At 59.2% G+C, this 12,280-nt stretch carries 11 protein-coding genes; 6 read left to right on the top strand and 5 right to left on the bottom strand.

Annotated elements, in window-relative coordinates; genetic code table 11:
• Positions 1 to 70 precede the first annotated feature (70 nt).
• Both CYB_RS03935 and CYB_RS03930 read left to right on the top strand, forming a co-directional pair.
• Positions 71 to 514: a hypothetical protein gene (locus tag CYB_RS03935; protein WP_041436287.1), complete on the top strand. Its 444-nt coding sequence runs from the start codon at positions 71 to 73 to the stop codon at positions 512 to 514.
• 81 nt (positions 515 to 595) lie between these two features.
• The gene (locus CYB_RS03930; RefSeq protein WP_187147263.1) at positions 596 to 2,041 is read left to right on the top strand and encodes an SPOR domain-containing protein; all 1,446 of its coding nucleotides are present in this window, start codon (positions 596 to 598) and stop codon (positions 2,039 to 2,041) included.
• A 326-nt stretch (positions 2,042 to 2,367) separates the two neighbouring features.
• On the opposite strand, the gene CYB_RS03925 is transcribed toward CYB_RS03930, so the two are convergent.
• The 3 genes from CYB_RS03925 to CYB_RS03915 form a co-directional block, all read right to left on the bottom strand.
• Positions 2,368 to 3,162 (bottom strand): DsbA family protein, encoded by a 795-nt coding sequence (locus CYB_RS03925; RefSeq protein WP_011432463.1) that lies wholly within the window; start codon positions 3,160 to 3,162, stop codon positions 2,368 to 2,370.
• Between the two features lie 91 nt (positions 3,163 to 3,253).
• Complete coding sequence (locus CYB_RS03920) at positions 3,254 to 3,781, bottom strand: RNA recognition motif domain-containing protein (protein ID WP_011432462.1); 528 nt, start codon at positions 3,779 to 3,781, stop codon at positions 3,254 to 3,256.
• Between the two features lie 253 nt (positions 3,782 to 4,034).
• On the bottom strand, positions 4,035 to 5,402 hold the full coding sequence (locus CYB_RS03915; RefSeq protein WP_011432461.1) for a glutamate-5-semialdehyde dehydrogenase: 1,368 nt from the start codon (positions 5,400 to 5,402) through the stop codon (positions 4,035 to 4,037).
• A gap of 331 nt (positions 5,403 to 5,733) precedes the next feature.
• Here CYB_RS03915 and ctpC point away from each other — a divergent pair, with 331 nt between their 5' ends.
• Both ctpC and argF read left to right on the top strand, forming a co-directional pair.
• Positions 5,734 to 7,029: a carboxyl-terminal processing protease CtpC gene (gene ctpC, locus CYB_RS03910; RefSeq protein WP_011432460.1), complete on the top strand. Its 1,296-nt coding sequence runs from the start codon at positions 5,734 to 5,736 to the stop codon at positions 7,027 to 7,029.
• A 204-nt stretch (positions 7,030 to 7,233) separates the two neighbouring features.
• Positions 7,234 to 8,151: an ornithine carbamoyltransferase gene (gene argF, locus CYB_RS03905; RefSeq protein WP_202943718.1), complete on the top strand. Its 918-nt coding sequence runs from the start codon at positions 7,234 to 7,236 to the stop codon at positions 8,149 to 8,151.
• Positions 8,152 to 8,421: 270 nt separating this feature from the next.
• Here the strand turns inward: argF and CYB_RS03900 are convergent, their stop codons facing one another.
• The gene (locus tag CYB_RS03900) at positions 8,422 to 8,847 is read right to left on the bottom strand and encodes an ExbD/TolR family protein (protein WP_011432458.1); all 426 of its coding nucleotides are present in this window, start codon (positions 8,845 to 8,847) and stop codon (positions 8,422 to 8,424) included.
• Between the two features lie 3 nt (positions 8,848 to 8,850).
• Positions 8,851 to 9,543: a MotA/TolQ/ExbB proton channel family protein gene (locus CYB_RS03895; protein ID WP_369791770.1), complete on the bottom strand. Its 693-nt coding sequence runs from the start codon at positions 9,541 to 9,543 to the stop codon at positions 8,851 to 8,853.
• Positions 9,544 to 9,766: 223 nt separating this feature from the next.
• Here CYB_RS03895 and CYB_RS03890 point away from each other — a divergent pair, with 223 nt between their 5' ends.
• Together CYB_RS03890 and CYB_RS03885 are read left to right on the top strand one after the other, a co-directional pair.
• Positions 9,767 to 11,620: a S8 family serine peptidase gene (locus CYB_RS03890; protein WP_011432456.1), complete on the top strand. Its 1,854-nt coding sequence runs from the start codon at positions 9,767 to 9,769 to the stop codon at positions 11,618 to 11,620.
• Positions 11,620 to 11,841, top strand: a complete 222-nt coding sequence (locus CYB_RS03885) for a hypothetical protein (protein WP_041436283.1) — start codon at positions 11,620 to 11,622, stop codon at positions 11,839 to 11,841. Before CYB_RS03890 ends, CYB_RS03885 begins: the two co-directional genes overlap by 1 nt.
• Positions 11,842 to 12,280 lie beyond the last annotated feature (439 nt).

The raw sequence follows: 12,280 nt of genomic DNA, 5'->3' as shown, positions 1-12,280 counted from the left end.
CTACAGTTGGCCTATAGGGTATCCTTTTGACGTTAGCTCAAAACGCTCCTCTGAATCTTTCCTGCCGCCGATGTATTCTCTGCTGCTTACCTATGGTCTTAACCCGCTGACAGGCTTAAAGCTGTTGGTCAAGTCCTCTGAGCAGACCTCTCTGTGGACACTGGCCCAGCAGCTTTGGGGCCGCCCCGGATCTCGGCGACGCAGGCCGCGCCTACAAATCTCGTTAGGCCGCTTGGTGCCAGAGCAAACCGAGCACTTGTCCAAGTTGGAAGTGCTGCTGCGTCTGCGGTTTTTCATTGCCCTCGAAGCGGAAACTCAAGAGAGTGCTGCCCACCACTGTCGCGAACGGTTCTTGCTTCCTTCCGGCCAGGGATCTGCCATTCAGCTTGCCCGCTACACCGAGGGCTCGCAGCAGTACAAGACGGAGATCATCCGCTTTGCCCTGGGGGGATCCCGCACCCTTGTTGCAAGAACTCCATCCCGCTGCCGTGAACGGCGCCGCCGTCGCCCCTGAAGCAAACTCCCCAACAAGCCATAGCGATAGAGTCTTGCCGGCCTGTCTATACTGGAGATGCACTAGATCTGTGTTTCTCCCGTGAACCCAACTGGGCTGCATCTTTGCGGTGGCAGTGCGGAGCATTCTATCGGTGGTGGGCGGCATCTGCAAGCCCATCCCTGGCACAGCCTTGCCCAAACTTCGGCTTACGCTAGCTTTGAGTTGTCCTTCCCGCAAGGGGTGAACTGCGAGCTCTGGCACTGTGGGGGATCCCCGCAGGCCCAGGCAAAGACTCCATCCCGGATGCAGAGGTTTGAGTTGCCGCCAATCCCGCCAGAGGAGATGGATCCCATGTGCAACACCCGTCAGGACTACGGCTGGCTGAAATGCTCCGTACCCCTGTTGCCAGCGCAACCGGCCCTCTTTGCCGGATCCCTGGCGGCCTTTGCCCTTGTGCTCCACGCCGTTAATGGGAACGTCCTGCCGGCTGCTTTGGCCCTGACCCGTTACCAAGTGCATGTACTGGCGGATGGGGCGGCGGAGTTGGCCCAGGTGCGCACCCAGGTGCCGGATGCCTATTTTGTGCAAGGGGATGGGCAGGTTTTCATTTTGGCGGGGACATTCATCAACCGTAGCCATGCTCAACGCCGTCAGGCCGACTTGGAACGGCTGGGGTTATCGGTGCGGGTGGTGAGCCGCCAAGAGACGGATCCCCCTCTGCCCCCTGCTTTTCCTGCCCAAGCAGCACCCAGCCGCCCTGCTGCCAGCTCAAAAGCCTCTGTGCCGCCGACGCCAACGGCTCCCCCCTTGGATCCCCAGCGTCCCTTTGCCACCCACGTGCCCAACCCCACCGGTGATCCCCGTTTGGAAGAACGGGTGCGCCGCTTCTTTCCAGGAGCCACTGTGGTGCAGTACCGCGGCCAGGTTGCTTTGCAAACGGGAACCTTCTCCCGCCTGTCGTTGGCCCAGGATCAAGCCCGCTGGCTAACCGCTCAGGGGTTACCGGCAGTGGCGGTGTCGCTGGTAGGAGAAAATGCTGGCCAGGATCCCATCTCCAACCCAGCACAAGGAGAGCGCTATTGGGTGTTGGTGGCCGATCCCACCGGGGAGAAATGGCCTGCGCTAAAACAACTCCTAGAGGGATCCCTGCCCTTGATCTACGATGACCTGCGGGTGGTGCGCACAGGTGGGTTTGCCGACCCTGCTGCTGCCGCCGAGCAGGTGCGTTACTTGGCCGGCCAAGGCTATGAAGCGGGGATCTTCCCCGCCGATCTGCGCCGCTCTCAGCCTCTTTTGCAAGCGGATCCCGTCTCCTCCTCGCCTGCCCAGGCTGTTCCTCTTGGGGAAGAAGGTGGCAGCGGATTTTGGGTGGTGGTGCCGGCTGGGGAAGAGGCCCTACCCAAGCTGCAACAGTTTGCCCCTGATGCCTTCCTGCGGGGCTCAGTGATTCAGGTGGGCACCTACCGGCAACGGGCCAACGCCGAACAGGCGCGGCGCTCTCTGGCCGAAGCAGGGTTCGATGCCCGCATCCTGCCCGTGGAGTAGCCAAGAGCCACTTCCGCCATAAACGCTCTCCTCCTTCCCCTCCAGAACAATCCCACCTTCGACCAGGGCTTGCCACAGCGGGGACAACAGGGGTACCAACGCAACAGTTGCCAAAACTCGGCAGCAGCCACCCGCCCTGTCAGGTCGTAGCTGCTCCGTTTTTCCCCAGCAGGGGCAGCTTGCTGCTTCTGGCGTTGTCGGCTGGCGCAGGTGGGACAGGGATCCAGTCGAAACAGGAGCCCATCCCCGCACTCCGGACAGCAGTAGGGGCTCGACATCTGGACTTGAGACTCTGTTTGCGTCAGCGGTGCGGAGCACTTTCCCGGCTAGAGGGCTTGCTTAGCCTGCTGCAGCGTCTGCTCAAACACCTCCAGCGGCTGCGCACCGGAGAAGGCAATGCCGTTCAAGATGAAATGGGGAGTGCCACCAATGCCCAGTTGAGAGGCCAAGTCAATATCTCGCTGAATGGCGCGTTCTGCCGCCCGACTGCGCCGATCCCGATTGAATTTTTCTATATTCAGGCCCAGCTTCTCAGCAGTGGCCACATAAAACCCATCCCCAAGCTGAGATTGGTTGGCAAACAGCTCGTCGTGAAACTCCCAGAACTTACCTTGACGTTGGGCGGCCCAAGCAGCCCGGGCAGCCGACATCGCTTCTGGGTGGATGCTGGTCAGGGGCAGGTGCTTGTACACCAAGGTCACCTCATCCCCGTGGTCGGCCATGAACTGCTTGAGGGTGCTGTGGGCGCGGGCGCAGAAGGGGCATTGAAAATCGGAGAACTCCACCAACACCAACCGCAGAGCGTCGGATCCCAGTCGAGGGGAATCTCCGATGACGGCGCGTGGGTTCTCCCGCAGTTGACGGCCAAATTCTTCTGCCAGCCGCTGCTGTTGCTGCTGCTGCTCTTGGTACTGTCGCTGCTGGTATTCCTGCACGGCTTCCAGAATCACCTGGGGGTTCTTCCGAATGATCTGCAGCACTTGCTCTTCCAAATCCGCCGGGGCAGCCGCCGCCGAGGGTAGGAAAACCGAAGCTCCACTTCCCACTCCCAGCAGAACCGTCAGCCCGAACAAAAGCCCAGCTCGAGCCCAAGCGCGAAAAATCCTCACCAGCCTATGCATCCCAACCCCCCTCTCAAACATGCCTAGAGCCGTCGCAACTCACCCAGCCTACTGTCAGATCCCAACAGTGTCTATCACTCGTTCGGGGGGGTTAGGAATTGGTGACCTGCAGAAGCTGCTCCTTGATCCGCTGCAACTGGCTGGCCCAGCGGGGATCCGGCTCAGAGGCTGCCTCACTTTCGGCGACGACGGTGGAGCGCCCACCCTTATTGCCGCGCTGGCGTTGCTTTTTGCTGGGGGCAGGGTTTTCTGCCGACTCTTTAGAGCCCTTGGCCTCAGAATCTCTGGACGCTCTGGAATCTTTGGAACCTCTGGACTCTTTGGATGAAGGCTCAGAGGTCGCTGTTTTGGATTCGCCTTCTTCCCCTCGGTCGCGCGGCTGGGCGAGCTCAATGCGCAAGTTGACATCCCCAAAGCTGTGGCCGTTGAACTTTTCGATGTACTGCTGCGCCTGCTCTTCGGTGTTCACCGTTACAAAGCCGAAGCCGCGGCATTTGCCTGTCTTCCGATCCCGGATCACCTTGGTGGAAATGACCTCACCGGCAGAGCGAAAGAGCTTCTCCAGTGCCTGACGATCCACCTCTTCCGGCAGATTTCCAACATACAGACGCACAGGCATGATCCAGCGAAGCTCCTAATCGAAATAACAAAAGGCCAAAATGCAAAGCGCTACATCTAGGGCGCTCAAGCCCATAACATCAAACCCGGAACCCGGTAGTCCATTGTCACACCATAGCGCGCCGCAAAGCGCAACCCTTGGCAATCACGAAGCTATTTTTTAATTTACCTCAACCTGGAGCCGCGAAGACGAGGAGAACGGTTTTTGTGAACGACTGCTTTGTACAGCCGGTTTGTACAGCCGGCTTTTGCAGCTAAGCTAAGCCGGTGTTGTTCAGGCGATCCCGATGTTGAAAAGGTCGGGCCTGGGGGCCTGTGTAGTCGGCTACAAGATGTCCTTGCCCTCGCAGTTGGTAGCGGTAGGTCACCAAGCCTTCTAAGCCCACCGGGCCGCGCGGCGGCAGTTTTTGGGTGCTGATGCCCACTTCTGCCCCAAAGCCGTAGCGAAACCCGTCGGCAAAGCGGGTGGAAGCATTGTGAAAGACCCCTGCCGCATCCACTTCATCCAAAAATCGCCGGGCAGCAGCGGCATCCTCGGTTACAATCGCCTCGGTATGGCGGGATCCGTACTGCTGGATGTGGGCAATGGCCTCGTCAAGGGAGCCCACCACTTTAATAGAGAGGATCAAATCGGCATACTCGGTGCTCCAGTCGTCCTCGGTGGCCGGGATCAGATCCGGCACCAGCTCGCGGCAGAGGGGATCCCCCCGCAATTCCACCCCCTTTTCCCGCAGGGCCTTGACCGCCAGAGGCAAAAAGTGGGGGGCTATGGCCTTGTGGACCAACAGGGTCTCGATGGCATTGCAGGCGGCGGGGTACTGGGTTTTGCTGTCCACCGTCAGCTTGATCGCCATGTCCACATCCGCTGCCCGATCCACGTACAGGTGACACAGGCCATCGGCATGGCCCAATACCGGGATGCGGGTATTCTCCAGGATGTAGCGGACAAAGCTGCTGGAGCCGCGGGGGATGATCAGGTCTACCAGCCCTTCCAGTTGCAGTAGGGCCTTGACCTCGGCGCGGCTGGTGAGCAACTGCAGGGATCCCTGGGGGAACTCCGGGATCTGTTGCAGGCCCGCCTGGATGGCCGCCATCAAGGCTTGACAGGAGAGCAAAGCTTCGGATCCCCCCTTGAGCAAGACGCTATTGCCGGTTTTCACCGCCAGGGCAGCAATTTGCACCAAAGCATCGGGCCGCGACTCGAAGATCACCCCCAGCACCCCCAAAGGGTAGGTGCGCCGTTCCAAAATTAGCCCCTCGTCCAGTTCCCGGATCAGCAAAGCTCGGCCCACCGGATCCCCCAGCCGGATCACCTGCCGCACTCCGGCCACCATATCTGCCAGTTTGTGGGCATCCAGCTTCAGGCGGGCATAGGCAGATGCCGACAACTCCCCGGCTTTCACCATCTCTGCTGCCCGCTCCAAATCCGCCCGGTTGGCGGCCAAGATAGGCTCTTGGTGCTCCAACAAGGCAGTGGCCATGGCCTCCAGAGCGGCATTCTTAATAGCCGTGGGCAAGGTGGCCGTGTGTTGGGCAGCAGCGCGGGCCAACTGCACTTGGGACAGCAGCGGGCGCTCTGAGGCAGATGCAAGCGAGCTGGGGCAATCGGTGGCAAGGGACATAGAGTCAGAAAGGGGGCAAAGTGCCCATTTGGAAGAAAAGGGTTGCGATGATAGGTTGTAACAAAGTTGTGTTGAACTGTGATCCTAGAAGCACCCCCGGCAGGGATCCCTATGCTAGGTTGGGCACAGTCGGTTGGGGTTATCTGTAGCCTACCAAAATCCGGATCCCACTTGCTGCAGCAGGGGAGCCTTTCCTTGCTCTCGATGCTTCTAAGCTGAAGTTTGGATAGGGGAAGACCCTTGCTCGAAACCCAGTTCCCTGACAATTAGAGATCCACCTCTGGAGATCCACCTCGTCAACCTTGACTTTTAGCGCCTTCCAGGAGAGCCAATGAGAAAGCGTGGGTTTGTGGTCAGTGCAACGGCTGCAGTGATGACAGCGGTATCGCTGGTCGGCGTGCAGCTATCCATGCCGGGCTGGGCAGGGTTTCGCCGGGATCCCAAAGAGGTGGTGGACGAGGTTTGGCAAATTGTTAACCGGGAATATGTGGATCCGTCTTTTAATTCCCTGGATTGGGAAGCGGTGCGGCGGGATCTGCTCAGCCGAGAGTATGCCACCCGAGAAGATGCCTACGCGGCCATCCGGGAAGCCCTGAAGAAACTCAACGATCCCTACACCCGATTTCTGGATCCGGATCAGTTTGCCAGCATGCAAATCGATACATCCGGCGAGCTGACCGGGGTGGGGATCACGCTGGGCATGGATCAGGAGACAAACGAGCTGGTGGTGATCTCCCCCATTGAAGGGTCTCCTGCCGACCGGGCTGGGATCAAATCCAAAGACGTGATCGTGCGCATCGACGACAAGTCCACCGAAGGCATGGACACCAACGCTGCAGTCAACCTCATTCGGGGCGAGCCGGGTACGCGGGTGCGGCTGACCATTCGCCGCGAGGGGGAAGGGCTAAAGGTGTTCGATTTGGTGCGGGAAAGAATTGAGCTGGCCACCGTGCGCTACGAGGTTCACGAGGAAAACGGCCTGCCCATTGGCTATATCCGGATTACCCAGTTTTCCGGCAACGCCGCCGAGAAGATGCGCCAAGCCATTCGCGAGCTGGAAAAACAAGGGGTAGCCGCCTACGTTCTGGATTTGCGCGCCAACCCAGGGGGCCTGCTCTACTCCAGCGCCGAGATTGCCCGCATGTGGATTAACCGGGGCAGCATTGTCTCGACGGTGAACCGCCAAGGGGAGCAGGATCGCCTGACGGCCAACAACACGGCCCTCACCGATAAACCTTTGGCCGTTTTGGTGGATGGTGGCTCGGCCAGCGCCAGCGAGATTCTGTCGGGGGCTCTGCAGGATAACCGTCGCGCCGTGATTGTCGGCACGCAAACTTTCGGCAAGGGCCTGGTGCAGTCGGTGCATCCCCTGTCCGATGGATCTGGGCTGGCGGTAACCATTGCCCGTTATCGCACTCCCAACGGTAACGACATCGACCACAAGGGCATTACCCCCGACATTTTGGTGGAATTGTCCGAGGAAGATCTGAAGCGGCTCAGCCAGAACCGAGAATTGGTGGCCACCCCAGCCGACCCACAGTATGCTGCTGCCATCCAGGCTCTGCAGGCTCAGATCTCTGCCCGTCGGCAACAGGCCCAGGAGGTCATTCGTTCCTCTTCACGTTAGCCGGTGTTGGGGGCGGTTTTGATGGGTCTCAGATCTGGCACTCCTGAGACTGGGGTTAAGCCGAGGCCCAAGCTATTTAAGACTATTAAGACTCTTCTCATTCGAGTTATTCGAGGAGTGTTGACCAGCGCCGGGCTGGGGATGCTTTTATTGTTTCTGTAGGTGGCGCGTAGCACAATGGCGGGGTCGAAGATCGCGGGATCCATAAACTTGGCCGGACGGGATCTGCTCAAGCTCAGCGACCTAACCCCGGCGGAGCTGTCGGCCCTGCTAGCCCAGGCGGCTGAGTTAAAGCGGGATCCCTATCGGGTGGAGCTGCGGGGTCGGGTGTTGGGGCTGTTGTTTCAGAAGGCTTCTACCCGCACCCGCGCCAGTTTTACGGCAGCCATGGCCCAATGCGGGGGCAGCACCCTCGATCTGGTGCCGACAGTGATGCAGGTGAGCCGCGGCGAGCCCCTGCAGGATACGGCCCGCGTCCTCTCCCGCTACCTGGATGTGATCGCCATTCGCACCTACGACCAGAAGGAGCTGGAAACCTTTGCCGAGTATGCCGATGTTCCGGTGATCAACGCCCTCACCGATCAGTTTCACCCCTGTCAGGTGTTAGCCGATCTGCTCACCATTCAGGAGAACTTTGGCCAACTGGCGGGCCTGACCCTGGCCTATTGCGGCGATGGCAATAACGTTGCCCACTCCCTGCTGCTGGGCTGTGCCATGAGCGGGATCCACATCCGCGTCGCCACCCCCCCCGGTTACGAGCCGGATGCGGCAGTGGTGGAGCAAGCCCGCACTCTGGCCCAGGGATCCCAGGTGTTGGTGCTGCAGGATCCCCAGGAAGCCGTCTCTGGATCCCAGGTGGTCTATACCGACGTGTGGGCCAGCATGGGTCAAGAAGCTGAGGCCGAGGCCCGCAAGGCCACCTTTCTGCCCTACCAGGTCAATGCCGAGCTGCTGCAACGGGCGGATCCGCAAGCCATTGTGCTGCACTGCCTGCCGGCCCACCGGGAAGAGGAAATCACCACTGAAGTACTGGAGGGATCCCAGTCCCGCGTGTGGGATCAGGCGGAAAATCGCCTACATGTGCAAAAGGCACTCCTGATTCAGGTGCTGGGCGCAGGATGACCCCTCACCCCCAGGCTAGAGAGCGGGTTAGCAAATGAGCTTACCGGAAAACTGGGTCTATGGTCATTTCGATTTAAACCAGGACACTGCACCCACACCCCAAACGTTGGTCGCGTCGGCGTTGCAGAGCAATAGCGTTGCGGAGCGATAATGCAGAGGGCCAGAAGGTTTTTCAAGGACTCCGTCCCGCTGGCGCGACCAGTAGCCTAGGCGTCTCACCCTAACCTGAAATGACTATATTTGACAAAACTGGCCCAAATCCTAAGCTGGCTACCGATTACTGCTGGGGCGGCGGGCGGCAATTGCCAGGCTGACATTGGGCACCCGCTGCAGAGTATCCATCACCTCCACCACCTTGCCGTGGGAGAGGGCCAAATCAGCGTTGATCACCACCAAGCGGCGCCCTTCAGCCGGCTTCTCGGCCAGGATGCGTTCCACTGCTGGGATCAGAGCAGAGATATCGGCAATCTTCTCCTGATTGACAGCAATCTGTCCTTCCGCCGTCAGGCTCACCGTTACATCCGGCTGCAGACGAACTTCGGCTGTGGTCGCGTCCGGCAGGTTCACATCCAGAGCCTCGGAGCGGGTGAGCACCAGGCTGGCGATCACGAAAAACACCAAGATCGAGAAGATGACATCGATCAGGGGCACGATGTTGATCTCGCCAGCTCGGAAGTTCTCTTCGGGGATGCGCATAGGTTAGGAGGGCTCAAGCGAGGAGTAGGGGGGAAGGGTGGAGCTGCCACTGGGGCTAGATTGGGTGTAGGAATACTGGGAAAGCTGTTGGGCCTGCATCTCTTGCCGCTGCCGATGCAGCAGCTCCAGCATGCCGCCGTACTCTTGGATCTTAGAGAGTTGCCGCAGGTACAAAGAGCGGAAGACGTTGGAAATCAACAGGGTGGGAATAGCCACAATCAGTCCAAAGGCCGTCGAGTACAAGGCTTCGGCGATCCCCCGACCTACCCCCTGGGTATCGGTGCCGCCGATATCCCCCAGTTGAATGGAGCTGAGGATCTGGATGATGCCGGTGACGGTGCCCAACAAGCCCAAGAAGGGGGCAACGGTGATTACGGTGTCGAAGACAGTGTTGAAGCGCTTCAGCAGAGGCACTTCTGCCGCCAGGGCCGTTTCCAGAGCCAGCTTAAAATCTTCCGGGCTGGCCTCGTTCAGCTCCAACCCGGCCAAAAAGATGCGGGCAATCGGCAGATCGGCATTTTGCTCCAGCAAATACTGGGCAGCGCGTGGGTTGCGGCGGTACTGGCTCAGGGCTTGCTGCACCACCTCCTCCTGCCGATGGGTGATCTTCCACCAAAACAGCACCCGCTCAATGCAACAGGCCACTGAGAAGACCGAGAACGTCAACAGGGGGATGGAGTAGTACCAACCCTGGATCATGAGCTGCAAGACTCTATCCATCGATCCTGATTCCCCCCTCCAAGCGGCAATTTACGCTCATCTTGTCATAGCACTTTCTCGGCAGGGCTGGGATCCCTTCTTGCGCGGCGAAGATTGCACCTTTTGGCAATTTTGCCCCCATGCCGGATCTCATCTCGTCAATTGTCAATCCAGAGGGCATACTGGTTGCAACATTTTTTGGATCCCGAGGGCGTGAATTATGAAATTCAGACGCTGGTTGGGTCTTTGCTGCGCCGGCTTGATGGCCTTGCTGTTGACGGCTTGCGGCAAGGGATCCGCCCCCTACGACAGCATCGTGGTCAATTTTGTAAACACGGCCACCCCCAGTCAGATTGCTGCTATCGCTAAAGAGTATCATTTGACGCTCCGCCCCAGCAGCGACAGCGCTTTTGCCCGCCAGGAAGCGATCTATCTGTTTGACGTGGATGCCAACCACCTGGGATCCACGCGGCGGCTGGTTAAGCGGCTCACCGACGAAGCTTTGATCGAGTATGCTCACCCCAACTATCAATTCCAGGCGGCTTTCGTGCCCAACGACCGCCTCTATCCCCAGCAATGGAACCTCAGGGCCATCCGCATGCCGGAAGCCTGGGACATCTCCCAAGGGGAAGGGGTGACGGTAGCCGTGGTGGACACAGGAGTAACCCGAGTTCCCGACCTGGCCCAAACCCAATTTGTTAAGGGCTATGACTTTGTGGACGACGATGAGGAGCCGGAAGACCTCAACGGCCACGGCACCCATGTGGCGGGAACCATCGCCCAATCCACCAACAATGTCTTGGGTGTAGCCGGCATTGCCTTCAAGGCCAAGATCATGCCGGTACGGGTGTTGGATGCCAATGGCTTTGGATCCCTGTCGGATGTGGTGGAAGGGATCCGCTATGCTGCCGACCACGGGGCTACGATCATCAACCTCAGCCTGGGTAGCCGCGCTTCTGCCCAACTGATGGAAGAGGCGGTGGCCTATGCCCACAGTAAGGGGGTGACGGTGATCGCAGCCGCTGGCAACGAAAACTCCAACCAGGTGAGCTACCCGGCCCGCTACCCGCATGTGATCGCTGTCTCGGCCACGGGGCCCAACGGGGAGAAAGCCCCCTACTCCAACTATGGGGTGGGGGTGGACATCTCTGCTCCCGGCGGAGCCAAAACGCCTGATCACCCCGAGTACGGCATTCTGCAGCAAACCATCAATCGTCGTAACCCCAACGAGCCGGTCTTTGCCTACTTCCAAGGCACCAGCATGGCCACTCCCCACGTAGCCGGTGTGGCAGCCCTGATCCAGGCTCAGGGCATCAAAGACCCGGACAAGGTGGAAGAAGTGCTGAAAATGTCGGCTACCCCGGTGCCCGGCGACAAACAGAACTTCTACGGGGCTGGTCGTTTGGATGCAGCCAAGGCGCTGGCCAGGGCCACAGGGCAACAGGAGGAAAACCCCTTGGTGCTCTGGTTGAAGGACTTCCTGCAGTACCTGAACAACAATGGCTACCTCAACCCACGCTTCTGGTTCGATGGTGGCCCGATTGCTCTGGTGCCGAAGCTGCTGATGGTGGTGGGCGGCTACATTATCCTGGTGCTGATCCGCTGGTGGCTGGCTCCCAAGCGGCTGCTGCAGACGGTGCCTTTGCTGGCTGGGATGCTTTTGGGCAGTGCCGGTCTTTTCCCCTTGCAGGGGTTGGCGATTGTCGGTGGCCCCCGTTGGCCCTTCCAATTGGCGGGTAGCTCCCTGCCGGAGTTGGGCACCGCCTTTGCCCAGACCAATGCCTTGAACCCCCTATTTGCCAGCGTGTTGATCCCAGGCCTGTTGATGTTGCTGCTCCTGGGCCATCGGCGCTGGCGCTGGGCGGTGATTGGCTTGTGCATCGGCATGGCCTCGCATCTGCTCTTGTCCGGATCCCTGTTTTATGAGGGGGTGCTATGGCTTGGATCCTCTGCTTGGTTGGGTCGCTCCTTCTTGCTCTTCAATGGCTTGCTCTGCCTGGGCCTGGCCTACTTGGGAGCGCAAGCGGCTACGGAATCTCAATCCACGGCAACCGGGCTGGCGCTGAGGCAGTGATGCAAGAGTACAGCGGTACCATCCAGTTCCTGGATATCGAAGGGGGAGTGTGGGTGCTGACGCTGCCTTCCGGCGAGCACTATGCCCTTTTCCGTGCCCCCAAAGAGCTCTTGCAAGAGGGACTAGAGGTCACCATCCAGGGACAGATCAGAGAAGACATGGTGACGGTGGCTCAGGTAGGGCCGGTTTTGGAAGTCAGGAGCTTCCGGCGGCAGCCCTAGCTTGGCTTGCGGCTCCGGCCAAATAAAATCGGGGATCCCCAAGCGGGGATCCCTGCTTTTCGATGTCAGAATGCTTTTACAGTCGCTTCAAACAAGATTGAGACACCTCGCTGCCGACCCTCACCCCTAGCTTCTCTTTAGTTAGGAGAGAAGGAAAGTTAGGAAGCAATGCAACGAAAATGTTTCATTTCCGTTTAAAAAGAATCTCGTTTCCACGGCTGAGCATTCACGAAGCTCAAAAAACGTAGGTAGGCAGCTGTATCCCGTGACCGCTTAATACTTACATAGTCATAAGTCTGTAGCCTGAACAACTGGGAAACCATCATCGCTGTTTTAGAGGGGAAACCTACTGGCGAAAGCGGGACGGGATCCTTTGCGGCAAGGGCTGTTGTGGAACCAGTAACAAGAATCCTCACCCTACCGCTACGGGGAAGCAAGC

This window comes from Synechococcus sp. JA-2-3B'a(2-13) (genome assembly GCF_000013225.1).
Lineage (GTDB): Bacteria > Cyanobacteriota > Cyanobacteriia > Thermostichales > Thermostichaceae > Thermostichus.
This window is presented reverse-complemented; position numbering and strand designations above follow the sequence as displayed.